The following is a 24,330-nucleotide window of genomic DNA, read 5'->3' on the forward strand; positions in this document are numbered from 1 at the left end:
GCGACTTCGACATCTTGTAGCCGTCGCTGCCGAGCACGATGCCGTGGCAGCTGACCCCGGTGAACGCCGGGCGGTCGAAGAGCGCGGTCGAGAGCACGTGCATGACGTAGAACCAGCCGCGAGTCTGACCGATGTACTCGACGATGAAGTCCGCCGGCGAGTGCGAGTCGAACCATTCCTGGTTCTCGAACGGGTAGTGCACTTGGGCGTACGGCATGGAGCCGGAATCGAACCAGACGTCGAAGACGTCCTCGATACGGCGCATGGTGCTCTTGCCGGTGGGGTCGTCGGGGTTCGGCCGCGTCAGATCGTCGATGTGCGGACGGTGCAGATCGATCTCGCCCTCGGGGTTGCGCGGCAGCGTGCCGAAGTCGCGCTCGAGCTCTTCGAGCGAGCCGTAGGCGTCGACGCGCGGATACTCGGGGTCGTCGCTCTTCCAGATCGGAATGGGTGAACCCCAGTAGCGGTTGCGACTGATCGACCAGTCACGGGCACCCTCGAGCCACCTGCCGAACTGGCCCTCCTTGACGTTCTCAGGGACCCAGGTGATCTGCTCGTTGTTCGCGAGCATCTTGTCCTTGATATCGGTGACGCGGATGAACCAGCTCGACACCGCCTTGTAGATCAGAGGGTTCCGGCAGCGCCAGCAGTGCGGGTAGGAGTGCACGTAGCTCTGCTCGCGCAGCATCCGCCCGTTCTCCTTGAGGAGGCGGATCAGGGGACGATTCGCGTCCATCCACAGCTCGCCCGCGACATCCGCGACGTTGGGAAGGAATCGTCCGCCGTCGTCGACGGACAAGATCGTCGGGATGCCGGCCGCGGTCGAGACCCGCTGGTCGTCCTCACCGTAGGCCGGGGCCTGGTGGACGATGCCGGTTCCGTCGGTGGTCGTGACGTAGTCGTCGACGAGGATGCGCCAGGCGTTCTCGGTGCCCCAGGTCTCGGCGTCGGCGTAGTAGTCGAACAGCCGGTCGTAGGTGATGTCTTCGAGTGCCGAACCGCGGTGGGATGCTTCGACTGCGGCGAGCGCGTCATCCGCAGATTCGTAGCCGAGGTCCTTGGCGTAGCCGCCGAGAAGTTCACGGGCGATCAGATAACGGTGCGCGGCGCTTTCGGCGATGTCATCACCGGCGAGGATGTCGGCCGCACCGTTGGCGCCGGCGGGCACCACGACGTAGTCGATATCAGGTCCGACCACGAGGGCGAGGTTGGTGGGAAGGGTCCAGGGCGTGGTGGTCCAGGCGAGGGCTCGCACGGCGGTGAGTCCGAGAGCTTCGGCCTTCGCTCCGGTCAGTGGGAAGGTGACCGTGACGGAGGGATCCTGGCGCTCCTGGTAGACATCGTCGTCCATGCGCAGCTCGTGCGCGCTCAGCGGCGTTTCATCGCGCCAGCAGTACGGCAGCACACGGTAGCCCTCATATGCGAGCTCTTTGTCGTACAAGGTCTTGAACGCCCACAGCACGCTCTCCATGTAGCCGAGATCGAGGGTCTTGTAGCCGCGGTCGAAGTCGACCCAGCGAGCCTGACGGGTGACGTACGCCTTCCACTCCTCGGTGTAGGCGAGCACCGACTCACGAGCCTTGCCGTTGAAGACATCGATGCCCATGTCTTCGATCTCGCTCTTCTCGGTGATCCCGAGCTGCTTCATCGCTTCGAGCTCGGCGGGAAGCCCGTGGGTGTCCCAGCCGAACACTCGGTCGACCTTCTTACCCCGCATGGTCTGGAAGCGCGGGAACAGGTCCTTGGCGTAGCCGGTGAGCAGGTGCCCGTAGTGCGGCAGGCCGTTGGCGAACGGGGGGCCGTCGTAGAAGACCCACTCATCGGCGCCCTCGCGCTGATCGATGGACGCCCGGAACGTGTCGTCGCTCTTCCAGAAGGCGAGAACGTCCTGCTCGATCTCGGGGAACCGGGGGCTGGCTGCGGGCCCGAAGGCGGAACCTGAGCTGGTGCGGGGGTAGGTCATATCTGCTCGCAGTGTCGTGGGTGGATGCTTCTGCAAGGACGACCCTCACGGGCCGCGGTACCACCTCGCGTGCTGCACCTCGCGGCGCTGCCACTCTCACTGCGGCGATGACGGGCCTGCCCCGCTCGGTTCTACTGGGCCTTGCGACCGTTCTTCCGAGAGCTCCCCGGTGATGGCCGGATCAGTGCTTTGATTCCAGTGTACGCGGGTTGTCGCCGTGCGCTTCGCTCGGACATGTGCACGTTCTTCGGAGCCATACCCGGCTGCTGATCCGAGGAAGCTGCACATGCCCGAAGGAACTGCACGCGATCAAGCTGCGAGATGCAGGCCCAGTGCGACCGAACGCATGATTCGGTCCTGAACCATGGCCCAATCGTGCATCAGCTGCTGGTAGCTGATTCTGATGACGTGATAACCCATAAGTCGCAACTCCGCATCATGGCGGATGTCTTCGCTGCGCTGTGCACCGACATGATGCTTGCCATCGATCTGGAGCACGAGCCGATCGCCAATCAGGGCGTCGACACGATGCCCGGCTATCCACGTCTGGATGAGGATACGCAGGTTGAGCCATTTCAGCCGTAGCCGCAGATAGGTCTCGGTGCCGGCATCCGCGAATGGGTTGGCTTCTGCAAGTAGCTCGCATGCTGCCCCCTTCCACGGATACTGAGCCAAGCCACTCAGAGTCACCAGACCTGAGTTCAGCGCTGACTCCCATGTCGCCAACGCCTGTTCGAACGGCTCGCAATCAGCGACGACGGCGAGCACATTCTCGATCGGATCTACAAGCTCATCGGGGTGTCGGGGAATCATCGGATCCATCCAGTGGACGTGAGCCCGATCCGTGTTCGCCCCAGCACTGTGCGGCCCCACACCGACATGGAACTTCGCAGGAGGCTCATGCACCCACAGGCCGAGCCGAGCCGCCTGCGAGATGCAAGTCACGACCGCACCCGCACGGGCTGCAGCGACCAGCACCGGATCTGCGGATGGCACGGCCACCCAGCCTCGGCGAACGCGCACGAGGTGCCCGGACGTCAGCGCATGGTCAAGCGCGCGACGTCCGATGCCGAGAGCTCGCAGCCGCTCGGTACGCACGACTCTGCTGAGCAGGGCAACGAGCTCCACAGGATCGGGAACATTCGGATGCAGCATCCTGAGATTCTGTAATAGTCAGACTGCGTCGGTATGCCCGGAACCCACAAAGTGTGCACACGGTGCGCGGATCAATTTCTGTGCAGTAACAGTCACCCGGTTCCCACGCCCGAGCGCCCCGCTCGGAGATGTGCACGTTCTTCGGACCCATACCCAGCATTTGATCCGAAGAAAGTGCACTCACCCGAAGAAACCGCCCGGACGGCACATCAGCAGTCCTCAGTCCTCGCGGTGGTAGCCGTGCAGGTCGTCCTGCACCCCGTTGATCCAGACCTCGTCGCCACCATCGGGGTCAGCCACGCGAACCGTGCGCGCGAACGCTTCATCGACGACGGATGCCGCGAATCCGGCACCCTGCAATCGAGCAGCGAGCGCGTCCAGGTCCCCCTGGGCTTCGAACGACCGGCCGATTCGGGGTTCGCCCGCATGCAGCATCACGATCCCGCCATCACAGAGCATCTCGACGAAGCCTCCGCCATCGGCAACGATCCCGGCCAGAAACCCGAGCGCTTCGAGGATCGCGCGTGGTTCGGTCAGGTCTTCCTGGAACCAGCCGGGTTGCACGGCGATGCTGCCGATACCCCGTTGCACCGCGCCCTCCGACACCGAGATCGAGACACCGGATGCCGCGCGCACGACAAGCATCTCCCCCACACCATCCATACGACCGCGTGACACCGGGAACGACGCGAGAGCGGATGCCGCGGCATCCAGATCTTCAACGACGAGGTGGATGTCGGTCTTGCCGGGCGGGTGCGCAGCCGTCGCACCGTGCACGGCGAGCACGCCATCAGCATGGAACTCACCCCAGCCCGGCTCGGGCGGGAACGGCGCAACAAGGCCGAGGGTCTCCGCGAGCTTCCACCAGCGTTCCGGCTGCGCGGTGTAGATGATCTGCTGTACGACGGTCATGCGTTCTCCTCCAGATACCCGCGCAGGGCTGCTTCGACAAGGGCTGACAGGCTTGTTGCCTCATCTATGGCGCGGTGCTTGACATCTCGAATGAGGTCCGGCGGCAGGTAGACGTTGAACTGCGCCTTCTTCTCTGCGGGTTCGTTTGCTTGCATGCTAGCAACATAGCATGCACAAACGACTACGCTCAAGACGTGGCCCGCACCCCTGACTCCCCCGTTGCTCCTCGCGTCTCCGAGCCGGATCTGCCGCCTCACCTCGAACCGGTCGAGCCGTCCCGGGGAGCGGATCTGCTGCAGGCGTCGCTCGATCTCGCAGGCGCCATATCCCTCGCCCACTCATCGCTCGAGCAGTGCCGTCTCACCGCTGACGCGGACAGCATTGACCTCACCGGTGCCACGCTTCTCGATGTCGACGCCACGGATCTGCGGGTGGCTTCCATGACGCTCCGCAACGCCGGCATCCGCCGTCTGCGAATTACCGGGGGACGCATCGGCACGCTCGATCTCAGCGGCACACGCATCGACGAGCTCGGGATTCGCGACGTGCGCATCGATTATCTGACCTTCGGCGGCGCGAAGGGCTCGGACATCCTCATCGCCGACTCCACGATCGGCACGCTCGACCTGCCCCAGGCAGAACTCACCCGCGTGCGCTTCGACAACTGCCGCAGCGGCGAAGTCGACCCGCGCGGCCTGCGGGCGAAGGACGTCGATCTGCGCGGCCTCGACGCGGATGCCTTCATCGACGCCAACAGCCTGCGCGGCACGACGCTCACGACATTCCAGGTCCAGCAGCTCGCCCCGGTCATCGCCGCGGGGCTCGGGATTCAGATCAGGGAGTGAGGTCGGGGGTCTCGACACTTCGACTCGCTGCGCTCGCTCAGTGCGTTTCGTCTCGCTGGCGCTCGCTCAACGACCCACGAACCAAACGCTCAACGAGCCACTATGCACGCGCTCAACGGCCCACCAGCCACGCGCTCAACGAGCCACGAACTAACGCCCAGCGGCCAGCAGCTCCTGGGTGAAGGGATGCTGCGGAGCAGCGAACACCGCAGCCACGGGCCCCTGCTCGACAACCGCCCCGTTCTGCATCACCAGCACGTCGTCAGAGACCGCGGCAACGACATCCAGGTCGTGTGAGACGAAGATCATCGTCAGCTCCCGCTCGCGCTGCAGACGCCCAAGCAGCTGCAGCACCTTTTCACGCACGGACGCATCCAGCGCAGAGACGGGTTCGTCGAGCACCAGCACATCTGGCTCGGCGGCGAGCGCACGAGCGATCGCCGCACGCTGACGCTGACCACCCGACAGTTGCGCGGGCCGACGCTCTGCCAGCTCGGGTGCGAGATCGACCTCTGCCATCAGTGCACTCACTCGCGAAGCACGGGCAGCACGCGGCACGCCACCTGCGGCGAGCGCCTCCCGCAGCGACCGGCCGATCGTCCATCGTGGATCGAACGCACCGAGCGGATTCTGGTGGACGAGCTGCACGCGGTGCTCCCCCGACCACCGAATCTCACCCGTGTCGGGCGCTTCCACGCCGACGATCATGCGGGCAAGCGTCGTCTTCCCCGACCCGGATTCCCCGACGATCCCCAGAGTCTGCCCCTGCAGCAGGGTGAACGAAGCATCCACAACCGCGGGAACTCCCGAGAACGCCTTCGAGACGCCGATCGCCGTGAGTACAGCGTCGCGATCCCTGAGCCCGCCGAAGGGTCCGAAGCGGTCTGCACGGGGCTCGTGCACTGTCGCGGCGATCAGTTCGCGCGTGTACGGGTCAGCGGGAGTATCCAACACGTCTGCCACCGTTCCCTGCTCGATCACACGCCCGGCGCGCATGACGAGAACGCGGTCCGCCACCCGGCGCACTGCAGCGAAGTCGTGGCTGATGAAGACCACAGCGGTGCCGGCATCCACGATGTCGCGCAGCAGGGCGAGCACGTGAGCCTGCACCGTGGCATCCAACGCCGTCGTCGGCTCGTCCGCGACGAGCACAGCGGGCTCGCCAGCCAGGGCCGACGCGATCAGCGCACGCTGGCGGAGGCCGCCCGACAACTCATGCGGGTACTGGCGGGCGCGCGATTCAGGCGATGGCATCGAGACCGACCCGAGCAGCTTGAGAACCCGCTCCCGACGCTCTCCCCGGGAAAGCCTGGTGTGAATGGCCAGAGGCTCAGCGATCTCCGCGCCGATCCTGCGCAGCGGGTCGAGCGAGACGAGGGCGTCCTGCGAGACCAGACCGATGCGGTCGCCACGCACACCGCGCCACTGCGTCTCGGAGAAGCGCCGCGCGTCCACGCCGTCGACCGACAGTGCATCCGCGGTCACGCGGCCGGGGGCAAGCCCGAGGAGCGCGGATGCGGTGAGTGATTTACCCGCCCCGGACTCCCCGACAATCGCGAGGCACTCCCCCGGTGAGACCTCGAACGACACTCCGTCCACGAGCACCCGACCATCGATCGTCACGGACAGATCCTGCACAGTGAGCGTACTCATGACACCCGCCCCTCTGCTCGCGCTCGCAACGTGCGGCCGAGGATGGTCGCCGAGATCACCGTGAGCGTGATGGCGATGCCGGGGAACACCGCGATCCACCAGGCGGTGCCGAGCACATTCCGACCGCCAGCGAGCATGAGGCCCCACTCGGGTACAGGTTCGGTTGGCCCGAGGCCGAGGAAGCTCAAGCCGGCGATCGCGAGGATGCTCGAGCCGATCCCGATCGTCGCCAGCACGCTGAGCGAGCCGAGCACTCCGGGGATCACGTGCCGTGTGAACGCCTGCACCGGCGGCACCCCGAGAATCTTCGCAGCCTCGACATGCTCGGCGAGCGCCAGTGTGCGGGTCTGCACCCGTGCGAGCCGGACATAGACCGGTATCGCCGCGAGGGTCACGGCGATGGCGACGTTCACCGCTCCCGGGCCGAGGACCGCGACGACGACGAGCGCGATGAGGAACTCCGGGAATGCCATCAGCACATCGTTGACGCGCATGGTGACGGCATCAACGGGGTGCGGAGCGATCCCCGACAGTGCGCCGATCACCAGCCCGAGGATGAGTGCCAGGGCGGTGGCGAGCAGGCCGATGCCGACCGATCGGCCGGCGCCGTGCACGACGCGGGAGAAGACGTCGCGTCCGCTCTGATCCGTGCCGAACCAGTGCGCCGCGCTGGGAGCTTCGAGGGCGGCACGAACGTCGGTGCTCAGCGGGCTCGCCGGCGCGATGACACCGGGAAACAGCGCCATCGCGGCGACGATCGCGAGAACGACGAGCGCGGCGCCGAGCAGCAATCGACGGGAGAGACTCATGCGCGCACCGGCCTCACGTACCGCTGGCGCGGATCGAGCACCGGATGCAGCAGTTCGACGATCACGTTCACCACGACGAACACGAGAGCGCTGAGCAGAATGATGCCGGTGATCACCGGGAGGTCGCGGTCGGTGATGGCGGCCAGAGTCACGCGCCCGATGCCAGGGCGGGCGAACACCGTCTCCACGAGCACAGCGCCGCCGAGCAGCGACCCCACCAGATACGCGGTGAGGGTCAGCGCGCCGGATGCCCCATGCCGCAGCGTGTGGTGCGCGGTCAGCCGCACCTGCCCCGCACCACGGGCGCGCACGGTCGTCGCGAAGGGCTGGCGCTCGGCTGCTTCGATGCCATCACGCAGCACCTGCCCGAGGAGGGCTGCGACCGGGAGGGCGAGTGTCACCGCCGGCAGCACGATCGTGGCGGGATTGCGTGTGCCGGCGACCGGGAACCATCCCAGCCCGAAGGCGAAGACGCTCAGCAGCAGCAGTCCGATCCAGAACACCGGAGATGACAGCACGATCAGTTCGATTCCGGCCACGATTCCCCGGGAAACTCGCCCGCGCACGAACAGCGCGACAGCGAGCGCAAGCACCACCGCGATCACCAGAGCCAGCGCCGTCAGCTGCAGCGTCGAGCCGAGTTGCCGTCCGATGACTTCGGTCACCGGCATCCTCAGTTGGTACGACTCACCGAGATTCCCCTGCGCAAGCTGCCCGAGATACGAGACGTACTGCTCGATCGGTGGCCGGTCGAGCCCGAGCTCGGTGCGGATGCCGTCTTTGACGGCGTCGCTCACCTGTGCCTGCGGCCCCAGCATGACCGACACCGGGTCGCCGGGGATCACCCGGAACGCGAGAAACGCCAGCGTCGCCGCGCCCCACAGGACGACGATGACGGATGCCGCGAGCCCCGCGATCCGGATGAGAAGCCGTTTCACGACCGGATCAGCCGACCGTGACCTCGTAGAACAGCGGGCGGCCGTAGAGGTCGTACTGCAGGCCCTCGACGGTGTCGTTGGAGGCGGTGATCAGAGACGGGCTGTAGAGCGGGACGATCGCGGTGTACTCGGCGTTCCACTGCTGCAACTGCTGGTAGATCGAGGCACGCTCGTCGACGTCGCTCGTCGAGATGCCCCGTTCGAGGAGAGCGTCGATCTCGGGGTCCGAGACCTGGGACGCGTTCTGGAAGCCGTCGGTGTGCAGGTGGCTGCGCAGCAGGTCGCCATCGACGCCGGAGAAGCCCCAGTCGGTGAGGTCGAAGGTCTTCGGCTCGTACTGCTCGTTGTAGGCGCCCGGCTCGAGCACCTCGCGCTGAACTTCGAAGCCGATGTCTGCGAGATCGGACTGGATGGCGTTGCCGAGAGCGGCCTTGTCATCCGGCACCGGTGTCCAGGCGATCCAGCGCACCGAGAGGCGCTGGCCGTCCTTCATGCGGATGCCGTCGGTGTCGCGCTCAGTCCAGCCAGCCTCGTCGAGAAGGGCGTTCGCCGCATCCTGGTCGAACGGCCAGGAGCCTTCGAGGGATGCGTCATACCCCGGCGTCGTCGACCCGAGGATGCTCCAGGCGCGCGGGAACTGCCCGAAGTAGATCTCCTCCACCGCGGCGTCGATATCGATGCCGCGCGCGAATGCCTGTCGCACCTTCTCGTCGGCGAAGACGCCGTACGCCTCGTTCAGGTACAGCGAGTACGGCAGGCCCGGATACTCGACGGAGTCGACCGTGAGCGAGTCCGGCAGATCGACGGCGAGGTTCGGCGGAATGCTGCTGGCGATGTCTGCCTCACCACTCTCCACGACGCCGGTGCGCACCGACGCCTCGGGCAGCAGCTCGACCCGCAGCGTCTCGAACTTCGCGGCCTGTGCACCGTCCGGACCCCACGCGTAGTCGGCGTTGCGCGTGTAGACGAGTTCCTGGTCCGGCGTGTACTCGGTGAGCTCGAACGGTCCGGTGCCGACGTTGATTCCGGGGCCGCCGGCCTTCAGCTGGTCGGCAGAGCTCTCCAGCACCTTCGGTGAGTAGAAGCCGAGGTTCGCCGTGCTCGCCGCCTGCAGGAACGGCGAGTAGGGCTGGCTGAATGTCACCTCCACCGTGTACTCATCGATGACAGTCGTGCCCTCGTAGAAGTCGGCACCGAGCATGCTCGCAGCCTGAGCGGATGCCGTCTCGGGTGCAACGATCCGGTCGAAGTTCGCCTTCACAGCATCCGCATTGAACGGCTCGCCGTCGTGGAACGTGACATCGTCGCGCAGCTCGAAAGTGTACGTCGTGCTGTCGACGGAGACCTGCCAGTCGGTGGCGAGCCACGGCGAGAAGGAGCCGTCGGCCTCCTGGAACACCAGCGAGTCGAGGACGGCGCGCTGCACCATTCCCGAGACGTCGAGCTGGCTGGTCTGGGGGTCCATGTGTCCGGCCGCGAGGTTCGCGCCCTCGATCGCCCAGACGACCTCGCCGTCACCGTCGGCGGTATCGCCGCCGGACGTGCCGGCGCATGCGCTGAGCAGCAGAGCGGATGCCGCGACGAATGCGGTGACGGGCAGAATACGACGCACGAGCGAAGTGGGCATGCGAATCCTCAGAAAGATGAAAGGGGGTGCGTCCAGTCTACCGAGGGTTTTTAGACAGGGTCGATTTACGCCCCGGTCAATGAGCTTGTCGAAATGTCCGGCACCACGCACGGTTGGTTAGACTGGTGACCACATCCCACACACTCAGGCACGTACACACCGTGCCGCATACATCGCTCAAGGAGACCTTCATGTCATCGATTCCCGACAAGCCCGTCCTCGAAGGTCTCGAAGCGAAGTGGGATGGTGTCTGGGCAGAGCAGGGTACCTACCTCTTCGATCGTGTCCGCGCAGCGGAACTCGGTCGCGACGGCGTCTACTCGATCGACACGCCTCCGCCCACGGCATCCGGATCTCTGCACATCGGGCACGTGTTCTCCTACACGCACACCGATGTGAAGGCGCGCTACGAGCGCATGCGGGGCAAGAACGTCTTCTACCCGATCGGGTGGGATGACAACGGCCTGCCCACGGAGCGCCGCGTGCAGAACTACTACGGCGTGCGCGTCGATGTGACGCTCCCCTACGACCCCGATTTCACGCCTCCCTTCGAGGGCAATGCGAAGAGCCTGAAGGCCGCCGACCAGCAGCCGGTCAGTCGTCGCAACTTCATCGAGCTGTGCGAGAAGCTCACCGTCGAGGACGAGAAGCAGTTCGAAGACGTCTTCCGCCAGCTCGGCCTCAGCGTCGACTGGACCCAGACGTACCGTACGATCTCCGACGAGACCATCCGCCAGAGCCAGCTCGGCTTCATCCGCAACCACGAGCGCGGCGAGGCGTATCAGGCTCTCGCACCGACGCTGTGGGATGTCGACTTCCGCTCGGCGATCGCGCAGGCCGAGCTCGAAGATCGCGAGCAGCAGGCTGCATATCACCGCATCGCCTTCCACAAGACCGACGGTTCGGGCGACATCCACATCGAGACGACCCGCCCCGAGCTCCTCGCCGCCTGTGTGGCTCTCGTGGCGCACCCCGATGACGAGCGCTACCAGCCGTACTTCGGATCGACCGTGCGCACCCCCCTGTTCGACGTCGAGGTTCCGGTGCGCGCGCACCACCTCGCCCAGCAGGACAAGGGTTCCGGCATCGCCATGGTCTGCACCTTCGGTGATGTCACCGACATGGTGTGGTGGCGCGAGCTCGACCTGCCGATCCGTACGATCCTGGGCCTCGACGGCCGCGTGATCGCGGAAGCGCCCGAAGCGATCGAATCGGATGCTGGCAAGACCGCGTACGCGGAGCTCGCTGGCAAGACCGTATTCAGCGCTCGCAAGCAGATCGTCGAGCAGCTCGATGCATCAGGTGAGCTGCTCGAGGTCTCAAAACCGTTCAACCACGCGGTGAAGTTCTTCGAGAAGGGCGACCGCCCGCTCGAGATCGTCTCCACGCGTCAGTGGTACATCCGCAACGGCGCCCGCGATCAGGAGCTGCGCGATCAGCTCATCGCACACGGCCGCGAACTGCAGTGGCACCCCGACTTCATGCGCGTCCGCTACGAGAACTGGGTCGGCGGGCTCACCGGCGATTGGCTCGTCTCGCGACAGCGCTTCTTCGGTGTGCCACTTCCGGTCTGGTACGGACTCGACGAGAACGGCGAGCGCGACTACGACCGCGTTCTCCTGCCTTCGGCGGAGCTTCTGCCGATCGATCCGACGACCGATGTTCCCGCGGGATACACCGAGGATCAGCGCGGCGTCCCCGGCGGGTTCGTCGCCGAAACCGACATCCTCGACACCTGGGCAACATCGTCCCTCACTCCGCAGCTGGCCGGTGGCTGGCAGCGCGATGAGGAGCTGTGGAACCTCGTCGCCCCGTTCGATGTGCGCCCGCAGGCGCAGGACATCATCCGCACCTGGCTGTTCTCGACCATGCTGCGCTCGACGCTCGAAGACGGTCGCTCGCCGTGGCAGCACGCCTCGATCTCCGGCTTCATCGTCGATCCTGACCGCAAGAAGATGTCGAAGTCCAAGGGCAACGTCGTCACGCCCGCCGACATCCTCGACAAGCACGGATCGGATGCTGTGCGTTACTGGGCGGCCTCCAGCCGCCTGGGCGTGGATGCTGCGTTCGACCCGCAGAATCCGACGCAGATGAAGATCGGGCGCCGCTTGGCGATCAAGATCCTCAACGCCGCGAAGTTCGTGCTGTCGTTCCCTGCGTCTGAGGATGCTCAGGTCACGCATGCCCTGGATGCCTCGATGCTCGCCACCCTCGACGAGGTCGTGCGCGATACGACTCAGGCCTACGAGGCCTTCGATCACGCCCGTGCGCTGGAGATCACCGAGTCGTTCTTCTGGACGTTCTGCGACGACTACCTCGAGCTCGTCAAGGAGCGCGCCTACGACCAGACCGATGTCGGTCAGCCGTCTGCCGCTCTCGCGCTGCGGATCGCCCTGTCGACGCTGCTACGGCTGCTCGCACCCGTGGTCTCCTTCGCGACGGAGGAAGCCTGGAGCTGGTTCGAGGAGGGCTCGATCCACACCGCAGCCTGGCCCACCGATGGTGAGCTCGCGGGCGGCGACCCGTCGGTGCTCACCGCCGCCAGCGCCGCGCTGATCGGCATCCGCCGTGCGAAGACCGAGGCGAAGGCATCGCAGAAGACGCCCGTGTCGCGCGCCGTGATCGCGGCTCCCGCCGATTCGCTTGAGGCGCTGCGCGCCGCGGCCGGTGACCTCAGCGCCGTGGGTCGCATCGCCGAACTCGAGATCGTGGAGGGCGACGAGCTCGCCGTAACCGAGATCGAGCTCGCCCCCACGGAGGAGAACTGATGCAGCTGGGCACGCGTTGGGCGGCGGGATCGGATGCTCCGGCATCCGTTCCCGCCGTACTCCTACCCGCGATCGCGGAGGTCGAGAGTCGCGGCCTCGAAGGCCACTGGACCTTGACCTGGCTCGAGGGTCGTCCGATCGCCGAGTTGGATGCCGGTTGGGAAGTGCTCCAGGACGCCACCGGCGAGGTCATCGCCCGCCCCTTCCAGGACTGACCTTCTGTCCCCCGCGGGTCGTTGAGCGCCCTTCTCCCGCGGGTCGTTGAGCGCCCTTCTCCCGCGGGTCGTTGAGCGAGCGGAGCGAGACGAAACGCGGTGAGCGACACTTCGACTCGCTCCGCTCGCTCAGTGCGGGTCTGCGCGAGTCGAAGCCGAGCCTCAGCGCCGCGGCATCCCCATCTGGGCGAGCATGTGGTCCGCTGCCCGCGGGTCCGCCTTCTGCGTCTGCTCGGCCTGAATCGTCGCGAGCATCCTCAGCCGCTGGTCCTCCCGTTGCTCAGCGCGTCCAGTCGCCCAGCGGGTGACGGCCGCGGCGATCCGAATCGACCCCCGCTCGAGTGAGTTCGCACCGCGCGGCACAACGACGGGGCGCGTAGCGATGACTGCGCTCATGATGCGTTCTCCTTCTTGCTGGTGAGGTTCTTCAGCGGGAAGATGTCGGCGCGCACGCTGACACGGCGAACGCCTTCCCCTTTCTGACCGCGATAGGTATCCGCCGCTTCGTCAATGACGGCTTCGATCTTCTTGATGAGATCGGTGGTCTGCGCTGCGGTCATGCTGATGCCGCTGGTCATCGATGAGCTCGCATCGACCCATTCAGCAGGCTCTTTGTCGATGCCGGCACCGAAGTAGTCCATGAGCTCGTTATGACGGCGACGCATCGCCTCAGCCACAGCGACCTGAAGTGCGGCTTCGCCGGCCGGCGACCCTTCGACAGCACGCGAGTCGTACACGATGCCACCCTCAGGACGCTCCCACCACCGCTCACGGCCACCGCGGTCGCTCTTCGCCTCGCGGATGAGGTCGTGACTTGCCAACGAGCGCAGGTGATAGCTGGTTGCACCCGATGACTCCCCCAGAATCTCGGCGAGGGTGCTGGCCGTCTGCGGTCCTTCGTGGGCGAGGATGTCGAAGATCCGCACGCGCAGCGGGTGCGACAGCGCGCGGAGCGCCCCAGCATCCAGAACGCGACGCGCGCCGCCGATGGGGGTCTTCTCATTCTCGGTCATAATGCAAAGATATCCTTGCAAAGGTTTCTTTGCAAGCTTTTCTTTGCACCTGTTACTGATTCATCGAAGAACGCGCACCGTAGGCTCGAAGTATGACCGATGCCGCGAACCCGCTCCTGACGCCATCCGCTCTCCCCTATGCCCTGCCGGATTATGCGACGATCCGCCCCGAGCACTACCTCCCGGCCTTCCGGACGGCGTTCGATGAGCACCTCGCAGAGATCAGTGCCATCACGCGCGTCCGGTCGATGCCGACGTTCGAGAACACGATGGTGCCGCTGGAGCAGTCCGGCGCCATGCTCGATCGCATCGCGCATGCCTTCTACACGGTGAGCTCCGCAGATGCCACGACCGAGATCCAGCAGATCGATGAGGATCTTGCTCCGCTTATGGCTGCGCATGAGGACGCTATCCGCCTCGATTCGCAGTTGTACTGGCGCGTGAGGATCCTGCACGAGCAGCTCGACCAGCTCGATCTCGATGCCGAGAGCCGGTATCTCGTCGAACGCCACTTCCGGGAGATGACCCACGCCGGTGCCGGTCTCGACGACGAAGCCAAAGCAACGTTGACCGCACTGAATCAGAAACTCTCCACGCTCACGACGACGTTCGAGAAGAATCTTCTCGCCGATGCGAACGAGCTCGCGGTGTTCTTCGAGACGGCAGAGGAGATCGACGGACTTGCAGACGGCGAGCTCTCCGCTGCGCGGCGTGCAGCTGCTGATCGTGGCCATGAGAGCGGCTATCTCATCTCGTTGCCGCTGTTCACTGGGCATCCGTATCTCGCATCCCTCACCAACCGCGAGAGCCGCCGACGGATCATGGACGCATCGCGCTCGCGGGCGCTGCGTGGCAATGCGAACGACAACCGCGGCGTGCTGGCCGAGATCGTCTCCCTCCGCACCGAGCGCGCGGCCGTGCTCGGATACCCCTCGCATGCGGCGTACGTGACAGCGGACGAGACAGCAGGAACTCCGGATGCCGTCTCCGACCTCCTGCACCGGCTCGCGCCCGCGGCGGCATCCAATGCCCGTGCCGAGCAGGCGGCGCTGCAAGCGATCATCGACGAGACCGAAGACGAGCCGTTCGAGCTCGAAGCGCACGACTGGGCGTTCTACACCGAGAAGGTGCGCACCGCGAAGTACGACATCGACACGGCCGCGCTGCGCCCGTGGTTCGAGGCAGAGCGCGTGCTGCAGGACGGCGTCTTCTACGCGGCCACGCAGTTGTATGGAGTGACGTTCTCCGAACGTGATGACCTCGTCGCGTACCACCCCGGCGCGCGCGTGTTCGAGGTGTTCAATCCGGGCGGATCGCCGCTCGGGCTCTACGTCCTCGATCTATACACGCGGGATTCCAAACGCGGCGGCGCATGGATGAATCCGATCGTCAGTCAGTCAGCCCTCCGCGGTACGCCGCCGGTCGTGGTGAACAATCTCAATGTGGCGCAGCCGGGCGATGGACAGCCGACGCTGTTGACGCTCGATGAGGTCACGACGCTGTTCCACGAGTTCGGGCATGCGCTGCACGGTCTGTTCGCGACGGTGAACTACCCGCATTTCGCCGGGACGAACGTGTTCCGTGATTTCGTGGAGTTCCCCAGCCAGGTCAACGAGATGTGGATCCTCTGGCCCGACGTTCTGGACAACTACGCGCGCCATGTCGACACCGGTGAGCCGTTGGATGCTGCTGTCGTCGAGCGGCTGCGGGCGACAGAGGCGTTCAACCAGGGTCACGACACGAGCGAGTATCTCGCCGCTGCTTGGCTCGATCAGGCATGGCACCGGGTAGAGAGTTTCGACGAAGTCACCGATGTGACGGACTTCGAGGCGACGGCGCTGGCCGAGATCGGGCTCGACAACCCGGCCGTACCGACCCGGTACTCATCGACGTACTTCGCACACGTGTTCTCCGGCGGATACAGCGCCGGCTACTACTCCTACATCTGGAGCGAGGTGCTCGACGCCGACACCGTCGAATGGTTCCGTGAGAACGGCGGTCTCACACGCGAGAACGGCGACCGTTTCCGTGCTCGTCTGCTCGGCGTCGGCGGCTCGAAGGACCCGCTGGTGGCATACCGCGACTTCCGCGGCCGTGATGCCGAGATCGCGCCGCTGCTGAAGCGGCGCGGGCTGGGGTGAGGCGCGCTGAGGTGTGAGCTGAGGCACATCCGAGCGCTTCGCTCGGAGATGTGCACGATCTTCGGAGCGACTGCGCACATTCGTCCGAAGATGCTGCTCTTCTCCGAAGTTACTGCACGTAAATCAGAGGTGCGCCAGCGCCTTGTACCAAGTCAGCTGGTGGAAGCTCTGCGGCAACTGCTCGCTCAGCCCCTCTATTGGCAGCACGCGAACGGTGATCAGCTCGCCAGCGTCCAGCGATTGCTCTCTCGCTCTCGTGCAGTCTCGAGCAAGGAAGTGGTGCACGCGATTCGTGTGGTTGCCGAAGTTCGCCCACGTAGCACCGAGATCGATGAGTTCACCCGCGCGGTAGCCGGTCTCCTCGCGAAGCTCTCGGATCGCAGCTTCTGCGGCCGACTCGCCAGATTCGACCGCACCGCCGATCGTCCCGAGCGCAACAGCTCCGGCGCCGTGTCGGTACTCCTCAACGACGACCGCATCCCCGTCGGTGTTCACGGCCAGCACGGAGATCCAGTCGCTGGGCTCCAGGACGTAATACGGCGTGATCGTCCGCCCCGCAGCATCCACGCACGTGTCTGCGCGCAAACGGATCCAGCGGTCGGCCACGACGATCTCGGTGTCGACGACTCTCCAAGGCGTAGCAGACGCCGACTCCTCAGCCATGAGTGGCTACGCGCTCTTGCGCTTGCGCTCCATGACGACGGTGGGCGGCGCACCTTCGTCAACCGAGGCGCGGGTGACGACGACCTTCTTCACGTCGTCTGCCGACGGAATCTCGAACATGATCGGTCCGAGCACGTCTTCGAGAATCGCGCGCAGGCCACGAGCACCGGTCTTGCGGTCGACGGCGAGGTCGGCGATCGAGCGCAGCGCGTCCTCCTCGAAGTCGAGCTCCACACCGTCGAGTTCGAACATCCGCTGGTACTGCTTGACCAGCGCATTGCGCGGCCCGGTGAGGATGTCGATCAGCGCGTCCTGGTCGAGCGGCGTGACCGAAGCCACAACGGGGAGTCGACCAATGAACTCCGGAATCAATCCGAACTTGTGCAGATCTTCCGGCAGAACCTCGCTGAACAGATCGAGGTCCTTCGTCTTGTCGTGCAGCGGAGCGCCGAATCCGACGCCATGTTTGCCGACGCGTGCCGACACGATGTCTTCGAGGCCCGCGAATGCACCGGCGACGATGAACAGCACGTTCGTGGTGTCGATCTGCAGGAACTCCTGGTGGGGGTGCTTGCGTCCACCCTGCGGAGGCACTGCTGCGACCGTTCCCTCGATGATCTTCAGCAGCGCCTGCTGCACGCCCTCACCGGATACATCACGAGTGATCGACGGGTTCTCCGACTTTCGGGCGATCTTGTCGATCTCGTCGATGTAGATGATGCCCTGCTCGGCACGCTTGACGTCGTAGTCGGCGGCCTGAATGAGCTTGAGAAGGATGTTCTCCACGTCTTCGCCGACGTAACCTGCCTCCGTGAGCGCCGTGGCATCTGCCACAGCGAACGGCACGTTGAGTCGCTTCGCGAGAGTCTGTGCGAGGTAGGTCTTGCCGCAACCGGTCGGACCGATCATGAGGATGTTGCTCTTGGCGATCTCGACTTCGTCGGCCTTCTGCTCGGCCAGCTGAAGCGTGCTGTGCGCACGAACACGCTTGTAGTGGTTGTAGACAGCCACCGAGAGCGAACGCTTCGCCGATTCTTGACCGACGACATACTCTTCGAGGAACGAGTAGATCTCGCGAGGCTTCGGCAGCTCGAATTCTGCGACACCATCGGCGGACGACTCCGCCATGCGCTCTTCGATGATCTCGTTGCACAGCTCGACGCACTCGTCGCAGATGTACACGCCGGGGCCAGCGATCAGCTGCTGCACCTGCTTCTGGCTCTTCCCGCAGAAGGAGCACTTGAACAGATCAGCGCTTTCACCGATTCGGGCCATGTGCATCCTCCTTGGTGTGAAACCTGAGATCCTCCTGAAAAGCCTAACCTCTCCCTCAGACACTGAGCCGCATTGGGTGCGGTTGTGACCAGATCCTGCCCTTGCGCATGACCGCGCTCTGGCATCTACCGTCTGATCACCGGTAGGTTCTGCACTATGAGTCGGCGCGCCGCGAAGATCACTGCCACGACAGTCTCGCTGCTGACCGTCGCGGCCCTGATCGCGTTCGCGACTCCGGCAGTCTCCGCCGTCTGGGACGCCGTGAAGCCCTCCCCAGAGACCGCTGCTGTCCAGTCGACCGAGGCGACGGATGTACCAGCGTCCGATACGGCGGCCGCTGAAGACTCAGAGGCCGATGCCGCTGCGGTGATCGCCGCCGCCCGCGCCGAGGATCCCCACCCCACCGATATGAACCATCCGTCGCGCTGGGCGGGCGCGTGCACCCAGAACTCGATGATGACAGGGAGCGGTTCGCTCCGCGGTGCCCAGACACTCGTGGATATGGGCCCGAGCCAGTTCGCGAACGGCACCGTCACCCTCGACGATGAGGGCCGCATCGCTACGTACACCGTCGCCCCCGGCGACGCTGCCGCAGCGATTGGCGAGCGCTTCTGCGTCGACTACGTCACCGTGTTCCAGTACAACGACATCTACCCGACGTTCAGCGTGCACCCGGACGATGTTCTCGCACTCCTGCCAGCCAATTGAGATGCCGGAGAGCGAGTGAGGTCGATGAACCGTTCCCAGAAAGTCGCCGTCGTCGTGTCCGCACTCGTGGTCGCCGGCCTCGTTGCTGTCGCTGCCCCGGCTGTCGTCTCCGTCGCGGCAGAGGTCGGCACCTGGGCTCCATTGGGCCAGCCGACCGATGCTCCCGCTGCCACGCCGACGATCACCTCTGCGCCCTCGAGCACACCCGCGCCCGGCGAGCACGCAGATGCCCCCACGGGATACGTGGACGTCGGCTACGGCACCTCTATCCCGGCCGGCGGTCCGGGTGATTGCGAGTCATCGGCGTATATCTGGATCGGCAGCGTCGGGGACGAGCCGATGCACGCCGACCTCACCGGCGCGGACCTCGTCGACATGGGACCACGAGAGTTCGCCATCGGTGAAGTCGGCCTCGACGATCAGGGCCGGCCGGCGACGTACACCGTCGCTCCCGGCGATGCCACGTACGCGATCGGCGATCGCTTCTGCATCTACAACGGGCTGGCACTCGAGACTTTGAACGGCTACAGCCATGGCGCGGTGATCCAGCCAGGCGACGTGCTCACACTGAACGCGGATCTTGTCACCGATTGGGTCGATCCGTACGCCGACGAGTAGACGCCTTAGACCATGCTCTTCGGGTGCCACACCGTCTTCGTCTCGGTGAACGCTCCGATCCGCTCCGGAGAGGCGGTCACTTCTCCCGGGGTCAGCACGCGCTTGAGCGTGTCGGCTGCCGCGATCTGCAGGTCGACCCACTCCAGGGATCCGGCACCGGCCAGGTCGAGCGCGTTCACGTCGGCGTGCGAGGCGAGCCACGGCGCGATCTCTGCCGGAGACCCGGTGAGGATGTTCACGACTCCCCCGGGCACGTCGCTGGTCGCGATGACCTCCGCCAGGCTGATTGCCGACAGCGGATGCTTTTCGCTGGCGACTACGACGACGGCGTTGCCGGCCACCAGTGCGGGAGCGACCACGGACACGAGGCCAAGCAACGCGGAATCCTGCGGCGCGACGATGGCCACGACGCCAGTCGGCTCGGGCACCGAGATGTTGAAGTAGGGACCGGAGACCGGGTTGGCGTTGCCGGCGACCTGCGCGTACTTGTCGCACCAGCCCGCATACCAGACCCACAGGTCGACTGCTTCATCCACCTGGGCGCCAGCGACTGCGGCCGAAACACCCTCCTGCGCGACGATCTCATCGACGAACTGGGCACGGCGTCCCTCGAGGACTTCGGCGACACGATAGAGCACCTGGCCGCGGTTGTACGCGGTGGCACCCGACCAGCCCTTCACTGCCGCGCGAGCGGCGACAACGGCATCCCGGGCGTCCTTGCGAGAGCCCTTCGCCGCATTCGCGAGGAACGCTCCCTTCGCGGAGAGCACCTCGTACGTGCGGCCGGACTCGTTGCGCGGGAACTTTCCACCGATTGCGAGCTTGTAGGTCTTCGGAACGCTGAGTCGCTTGCTCATGCTGAGGCTCCCTTGAGGTATGCGGTGAGACCGTGGCGGCCGCCCTCGCGGCCGTATCCGGATTCCTTGTAGCCGCCGAACGGGCTGGCCGGGTCGAAACGGTTGAAGGTGTTGGCCCAGACCACACCGGCGCGCAGGCGGTCGGCGACGGCGAGGATGCGCGAGCCCTTGTCGCTCCAGATGCCGGCGGACAGTCCGTACGGCGTGTTGTTCGCCTTCGCGATCGCCTCGGCAGGTGTGCGGAACGTGAGCACCGAAAGTACGGGCCCGAAGACCTCGTCGCGGGCGATGCGGTGGGATGCTTCGACACCGGTGAAGATCGTCGGTGCGAACCAGAATCCCTTGTCCGGAATGGCGCAGTCGGCCGTCCACCGCTCGGCGCCCTCGGCCTCGCCGATGTCGCTGAGTTCGCGGATGCGCGCCAGCTGGGCGGCGGAGTTGATCGCTCCGATGTCGGTGTTCTTATCGAGCGGGTCGCCGAGACGCAGCGTCGACAGCCGCGTCTTCAGCCGGTCGATGACCTCATCGTGGATCGACTCCTGCACGAGGAGACGACTGCCTGCGCAGCACACGTGCCCCTGGTTGAAGAAGATGCCGTTGACGATGCCCTCGACGGCCTGATCGATTGGCGCGTCATCGAAGACGATGTTCGCCGCCTTGCCGCCCAGTTCGAGAGTGACCTTCTTGTTCGTTCCAGCGACTGCCTTGGCGATGTCGCGGCCGACACCGGTCGATCCGGTGAAGGCGACCTTATCGACCTCGGGGTGACGCACGAGGGTTGCGCCAGTAGACCCGGCACCGGTGACGATGTTGACGACACCGGCGGGAAGGTCAGCCTGCTGCAGAATCTCGGCGAAGATCAGCGCCGTGAGCGGCGTGGTCTCGGCCGGCTTGAGCACGACCGTGTTGCCCGCGGCGAGAGCCGGCGCGATCTTCCACGCGAGCATGAGCAGCGGGAAGTTCCACGGGATGATCTGTCCTGCGACGCCGTGCGCGCGCGGGTTCGCGCCGAGGCCCGCGTAGTCGAGCTTGTCGGCCCAGCCTGCGTAGTAGAAGAACCAGGATGCGACGAGCGGAACATCCACGTCGCGGCTCTCCTTGATCGGCTTGCCGTTGTCGAGGCTTTCGGCGACGGCGAGCTCACGCGCCCGCTCCTGCACGAGGCGAGCGATGCGGAAGAGATACTTGCCGCGGTCGCGGCCGCTCATCTTCGACCACACCTTGTCGTAGGCACGACGAGCGGCGGTGACGGCGCGATCGATATCCGAATCGTCGGCGCCGGCGATCTCGGCGATGTGCGATTCATCAGCCGGAGAGATGGTGGTGAAGCTCGGACCGTTGCCGTCGACGAACTCGCCGTCGATGAACAGCCCGTAGCTGTCACGCAGGTTCAGGATCGCCTTCGATTCGGGCGCCGGAGCATATTCCAGGAATGACATATCTGGTTCCTCAGTCGATCGTGACGTAGTCGGGGCCGGAGTAGTGGCCGGTCGTGAGCTTCTGACGCTGCAGCAGAACGTCGTTGAGCAGGCTCGAAGCACCGAAGCGGAACAGGTGCGGCTGAAGCCATTCCTCGCCCGCAGTCTCGGCGACGGTGACGATGTACTTGATGGCGTCCTTCGAGGTGCGGATGCCGCCAGCCGGCTTCACACCGATCTTCTCGCCAGTGCCGCTGTACCAGTCCCGCACGGTCTCGAGCATGAGCAGCGTCGTCGGCAGGGTGGCTGCTGGCTGCACCTTTCCGGTGGACGTCTTGATGAAGTCGCCGCCGGCGAGGATGCCGAGCCACGAGGCCCGCTTGATGTTGTCGTAGGTGTTCAGCTCACCCGTCTCGAGGATGACCTTGAGCGATGCGGAGGTGCCATCCTCGCGGCGGCATGCCTCCTTCACTGCGGCGATCTGGTCGAAGACGAGTCCGTAGCGGCCGGAGAGGAATGCTCCGCGGTCGATGACCATGTCGATCTCGTCCGCACCTGCGGCTACGGCCTCCGCGGTGTCGGCGAGCTTGATCGCGAGCGACGAGCGTCCACTCGGGAATGCCGTCGCGACCGCGGCGACGGAGATCTTGCCGTCGTCGGGGTCGCCGTGCATAGCGCCGAGCGCCTCGACAGCATCCCCGACCATGTCTCCGTACACGCAGACGGCGGCAACCAGCGGGGTCGACGGGTCCGCGGCATCCGGCGTCTTGGCCTTGGCCACCAACGACCGGACCTTGCCGTGTGTGTCGGCGCCCTCGAGGGTGGTGAGGTCGATCAGCGAGATGATCTTGTCGATCGCCCACGCCTTCGATGTGGTCTTGATCGAGCGCGTGCCGAGGCCGGCAGCGCGCTGCTCGAGCCCGGTCGCATCGACGCCCGGAAGCCCATGCAGGAACCGGCGAAGCGTCGCGTCGTCGGGCTCACCGCCCAGCACATCCACCGCAGTGCGGCGGGATAGTTCAGTGGTCGTCATCGTTCCTCCAACAATGCTCGGACTGTGTTCTCATCGGTCACCAGAACGCTGCACAGGCCGCTGGTCACGACTGTACGCGCGATGTCGTGCTTTGCGCTTCCGGCTGTCACAAAAATGGCGTGCTTCGCCGCACGTAATCGGTCCAGGCTCACCCCGACCGTGCGGGCATCGAGCTCGGGATCGACGATGTTGCCATCGGCGTCGACGTAGCGGCCGAGAACATCGCCGACAGCGCCGCGACGTGCGAGCTCTTCGACGTCGGTGGTCTTCAGATAACCGTTCTCGACGTGGGCGGACGACGCGTCCGCGGGTCCTGCGGAATACAGATAGGTCTGCGCCCCGGCAGCCTGCTCGAGGATGCCGGCGACAGTGCGGTCGGCTTCGATCGCCTGCTTCGTCTCGACGCGTTCGAGAATGGCGGGGCTCGGCAGTAGCGTCGCTTGACCGCCTGCGCGCTGAGCGATCGTCATCGCCACGCTGGCGGCGCCTCCTGAGCGACGGCTCAGGCTCACTCCCCCATTGAGCTGCACGACATCGACCCCGGCGGCCCAGTCTTCCGGCAGGGAATCGGCGACAGCGGTGAGTGTGCGCCCCCAGCTGACCGCGAGGGTGCGCGGCACGGGGCGGAGAGCGGCGAGGTGATCGGCGGCGGCCTGTGCCACACGCTCGAGGATTGCTTCCTCATCTTCGGGAACAGGCACGACGATGGCATCCGTCAGACCGAACCGCTCGGTGAGCTCGCGCTCCAGCCCGAGCTTTCGTGCGCGGGGATGCACAATCTCGATGCGGACGATGCCCCGCTCACGCGCCTGGGTGAGGAGACGTCCGACTTTCCAGCGGGAGATCTTGAGGAGGGCGCCGATCTCATCCTGCGTTTTCGCCTCGTCGTAGTAGAGCTCAGCGACTCGCACAGCGAGCAGGTCTTCATCCACGGCATCCTCCTTTCCTCTCCTCCAGCGTACGCAACACCACGCACGCGCGCACCCGTGCGCTCATATGCGCACCTGATGCGCACCTCACTGCGCATCCGCGGGAGCGGGAACGCGAGCAGAAGCACCAACGCGAACGCCGAAGCCCCCTCCAACTGTCGACGCCCCTCCGTAGATACGTATCTACGGAGGGGCGTCGGCGACCAGAGGGGGCCTCGGCGACAGCGGGAAGGCGTCAGGAACGCTTGCGCGTCGTGAGCACCTGGTCGACGATCCCGTACTCGAGCGCCTGCTCGGCGGACAGGATGTTGTCGCGGTCGATGTCGCGGTTGACCTGCTCGACTGCCCGGCCGGTGTGCTTGGCCATGGTCTCTTCGAGCCACGTGCGCATGCGCAGGATCTCGGCAGCCTGGATCTCGATGTCCGACGCCTGGCCCTGACCTGCCTCGCCCATCGCGGGCTGGTGGATGAGGATGCGGGCGTTCGGCAGCGCAAGACGCTTGCCCGGTGCTCCAGCTGCCAGCAGCACGGATGCTGCAGAGGCCGCCTGTCCGAGCACCACGGTCTGGATGTGCGGTGCGACGTACTGCATCGTGTCGTAGATCGCCGTCATCGCCGTGAACGAACCGCCGGGCGAGTTGATGTACATCGTGATGTCGCGCTCGGCATCCTGGCTCTCGAGAACCAGCAACTGCGCCATCACGTCGTCAGCCGATGCGTCATCAACCTGGACGCCGAGGAAGATCACGCGGTCTTCGAACAGCTTGTTGTACGGGTCCTGGCGCTTGAA

Annotated in this window: 23 protein-coding genes; 6 read left to right on the plus strand and 17 right to left on the minus strand. The window is 65.5% G+C overall.

Annotated features, from left to right (window positions below; genetic code table 11):
* The 4 genes from ileS to ACTIAO_RS12695 form a co-directional block, all read right to left on the minus strand.
* A partial coding sequence (gene ileS / locus ACTIAO_RS12680) for an isoleucine--tRNA ligase (RefSeq protein ID WP_441906586.1) occupies positions 1 to 1,963 on the minus strand: 1,963 nt, incomplete at its 3' end.
* A gap of 309 nt (positions 1,964 to 2,272) precedes the next feature.
* Positions 2,273 to 3,118 (minus strand): DUF559 domain-containing protein, encoded by an 846-nt coding sequence (locus ACTIAO_RS12685; protein ID WP_441906587.1) that lies wholly within the window; start codon positions 3,116 to 3,118, stop codon positions 2,273 to 2,275.
* Between the two features lie 219 nt (positions 3,119 to 3,337).
* Positions 3,338 to 4,030 carry a hypothetical protein gene (locus tag ACTIAO_RS12690; protein WP_441906588.1) on the minus strand — a complete coding sequence of 231 codons (693 nt, stop codon included), beginning with the start codon at positions 4,028 to 4,030 and terminating at the stop codon, positions 3,338 to 3,340.
* Positions 4,027 to 4,185: a CopG family transcriptional regulator gene (locus ACTIAO_RS12695; RefSeq protein ID WP_441906589.1), complete on the minus strand. Its 159-nt coding sequence runs from the start codon at positions 4,183 to 4,185 to the stop codon at positions 4,027 to 4,029. Before ACTIAO_RS12695 ends, ACTIAO_RS12690 begins: the two co-directional genes overlap by 4 nt.
* A gap of 39 nt (positions 4,186 to 4,224) precedes the next feature.
* Here ACTIAO_RS12695 and ACTIAO_RS12700 point away from each other — a divergent pair, with 39 nt between their 5' ends.
* On the plus strand, positions 4,225 to 4,875 hold the full coding sequence (locus ACTIAO_RS12700) for a pentapeptide repeat-containing protein (protein WP_441906590.1): 651 nt from the start codon (positions 4,225 to 4,227) through the stop codon (positions 4,873 to 4,875).
* 150 nt (positions 4,876 to 5,025) lie between these two features.
* Here ACTIAO_RS12700 and ACTIAO_RS12705 read toward each other — a convergent pair whose 3' ends face one another.
* Genes ACTIAO_RS12705 through ACTIAO_RS12720 form a run of 4 tightly spaced genes read right to left on the minus strand, consistent with a single transcriptional unit; the run spans position 5,026 to position 9,902 of the window.
* The gene (locus tag ACTIAO_RS12705; protein ID WP_441906591.1) at positions 5,026 to 6,528 is read right to left on the minus strand and encodes a dipeptide ABC transporter ATP-binding protein; all 1,503 of its coding nucleotides are present in this window, start codon (positions 6,526 to 6,528) and stop codon (positions 5,026 to 5,028) included.
* Entirely contained in the window at positions 6,525 to 7,337 is an 813-nt protein-coding gene (locus ACTIAO_RS12710) for an ABC transporter permease (protein ID WP_441906592.1), read from the minus strand. Before ACTIAO_RS12710 ends, ACTIAO_RS12705 begins: the two co-directional genes overlap by 4 nt.
* Complete coding sequence (locus tag ACTIAO_RS12715) at positions 7,334 to 8,275, minus strand: ABC transporter permease (RefSeq protein WP_441906593.1); 942 nt, start codon at positions 8,273 to 8,275, stop codon at positions 7,334 to 7,336. Before ACTIAO_RS12715 ends, ACTIAO_RS12710 begins: the two co-directional genes overlap by 4 nt.
* 7 nt (positions 8,276 to 8,282) lie before the next feature.
* A complete protein-coding gene (locus tag ACTIAO_RS12720) occupies positions 8,283 to 9,902 on the minus strand; it encodes an ABC transporter substrate-binding protein (RefSeq protein ID WP_441906594.1) in 1,620 nt (539 codons plus the stop codon).
* Positions 9,903 to 10,093: 191 nt separating this feature from the next.
* Between ACTIAO_RS12720 and valS the strand changes: the two genes are divergently transcribed.
* Complete coding sequence (valS, locus tag ACTIAO_RS12725; RefSeq protein ID WP_441906595.1) at positions 10,094 to 12,670, plus strand: valine--tRNA ligase; 2,577 nt, start codon at positions 10,094 to 10,096, stop codon at positions 12,668 to 12,670.
* On the plus strand, positions 12,670 to 12,885 hold the full coding sequence (locus tag ACTIAO_RS12730; protein ID WP_441906596.1) for a hypothetical protein: 216 nt from the start codon (positions 12,670 to 12,672) through the stop codon (positions 12,883 to 12,885). Before valS ends, ACTIAO_RS12730 begins: the two co-directional genes overlap by 1 nt.
* A 162-nt stretch (positions 12,886 to 13,047) precedes the next feature.
* Here ACTIAO_RS12730 and ACTIAO_RS12735 read toward each other — a convergent pair whose 3' ends face one another.
* Entirely contained in the window at positions 13,048 to 13,281 is a 234-nt protein-coding gene (locus tag ACTIAO_RS12735) for a hypothetical protein (protein ID WP_441906597.1), read from the minus strand.
* A complete protein-coding gene (locus ACTIAO_RS12740) occupies positions 13,278 to 13,898 on the minus strand; it encodes an ArsR/SmtB family transcription factor (RefSeq protein ID WP_441906598.1) in 621 nt (206 codons plus the stop codon). Before ACTIAO_RS12740 ends, ACTIAO_RS12735 begins: the two co-directional genes overlap by 4 nt.
* A gap of 92 nt (positions 13,899 to 13,990) precedes the next feature.
* On the opposite strand from ACTIAO_RS12740, the gene ACTIAO_RS12745 reads away from it, so the two are divergent.
* The gene (locus ACTIAO_RS12745; protein ID WP_441906599.1) at positions 13,991 to 16,039 is read left to right on the plus strand and encodes a M3 family metallopeptidase; all 2,049 of its coding nucleotides are present in this window, start codon (positions 13,991 to 13,993) and stop codon (positions 16,037 to 16,039) included.
* A 123-nt stretch (positions 16,040 to 16,162) separates the two neighbouring features.
* On the opposite strand, the gene ACTIAO_RS12750 is transcribed toward ACTIAO_RS12745, so the two are convergent.
* A complete protein-coding gene (locus tag ACTIAO_RS12750; RefSeq protein WP_441906600.1) occupies positions 16,163 to 16,702 on the minus strand; it encodes an NUDIX hydrolase in 540 nt (179 codons plus the stop codon).
* A gap of 6 nt (positions 16,703 to 16,708) precedes the next feature.
* A complete protein-coding gene (clpX, locus tag ACTIAO_RS12755; protein ID WP_441906601.1) occupies positions 16,709 to 17,977 on the minus strand; it encodes an ATP-dependent Clp protease ATP-binding subunit ClpX in 1,269 nt (422 codons plus the stop codon).
* A gap of 156 nt (positions 17,978 to 18,133) precedes the next feature.
* Between clpX and ACTIAO_RS12760 the strand changes: the two genes are divergently transcribed.
* Both ACTIAO_RS12760 and ACTIAO_RS12765 read left to right on the plus strand, forming a co-directional pair.
* Positions 18,134 to 18,685, plus strand: a complete 552-nt coding sequence (locus ACTIAO_RS12760) for a hypothetical protein (protein ID WP_441906602.1) — start codon at positions 18,134 to 18,136, stop codon at positions 18,683 to 18,685.
* 24 nt (positions 18,686 to 18,709) lie between these two features.
* Positions 18,710 to 19,303 carry a hypothetical protein gene (locus ACTIAO_RS12765; protein WP_441906603.1) on the plus strand — a complete coding sequence of 198 codons (594 nt, stop codon included), beginning with the start codon at positions 18,710 to 18,712 and terminating at the stop codon, positions 19,301 to 19,303.
* Positions 19,304 to 19,308: 5 nt separating this feature from the next.
* On the opposite strand, the gene ACTIAO_RS12770 is transcribed toward ACTIAO_RS12765, so the two are convergent.
* The 5 genes from ACTIAO_RS12770 to ACTIAO_RS12790 all read right to left on the minus strand — a co-directional run.
* Positions 19,309 to 20,160, minus strand: coding sequence for an aldehyde dehydrogenase family protein (locus tag ACTIAO_RS12770; RefSeq protein ID WP_441906604.1), 852 nt, complete (start codon positions 20,158 to 20,160; stop codon positions 19,309 to 19,311).
* A complete protein-coding gene (locus tag ACTIAO_RS12775; RefSeq protein WP_441906605.1) occupies positions 20,157 to 21,599 on the minus strand; it encodes an aldehyde dehydrogenase family protein in 1,443 nt (480 codons plus the stop codon). The genes ACTIAO_RS12770 and ACTIAO_RS12775 overlap by 4 nt, the downstream gene beginning before the upstream one ends.
* A 10-nt stretch (positions 21,600 to 21,609) precedes the next feature.
* Positions 21,610 to 22,611: a deoxyribose-phosphate aldolase gene (gene deoC / locus ACTIAO_RS12780; protein ID WP_441906606.1), complete on the minus strand. Its 1,002-nt coding sequence runs from the start codon at positions 22,609 to 22,611 to the stop codon at positions 21,610 to 21,612.
* Positions 22,608 to 23,543 (minus strand): sugar-binding transcriptional regulator, encoded by a 936-nt coding sequence (locus ACTIAO_RS12785; protein WP_441906607.1) that lies wholly within the window; start codon positions 23,541 to 23,543, stop codon positions 22,608 to 22,610. The genes deoC and ACTIAO_RS12785 overlap by 4 nt, the downstream gene beginning before the upstream one ends.
* Before the next feature lie 232 nt (positions 23,544 to 23,775).
* Positions 23,776 to 24,330: ATP-dependent Clp protease proteolytic subunit (locus tag ACTIAO_RS12790; protein ID WP_441906608.1), on the minus strand; the 555-nt coding region annotated here is incomplete at its 5' end.

Origin of the sequence: Microbacterium sp. (assembly GCF_052099035.1) — a bacterium.
GTDB lineage: Bacteria > Actinomycetota > Actinomycetes > Actinomycetales > Microbacteriaceae > Microbacterium.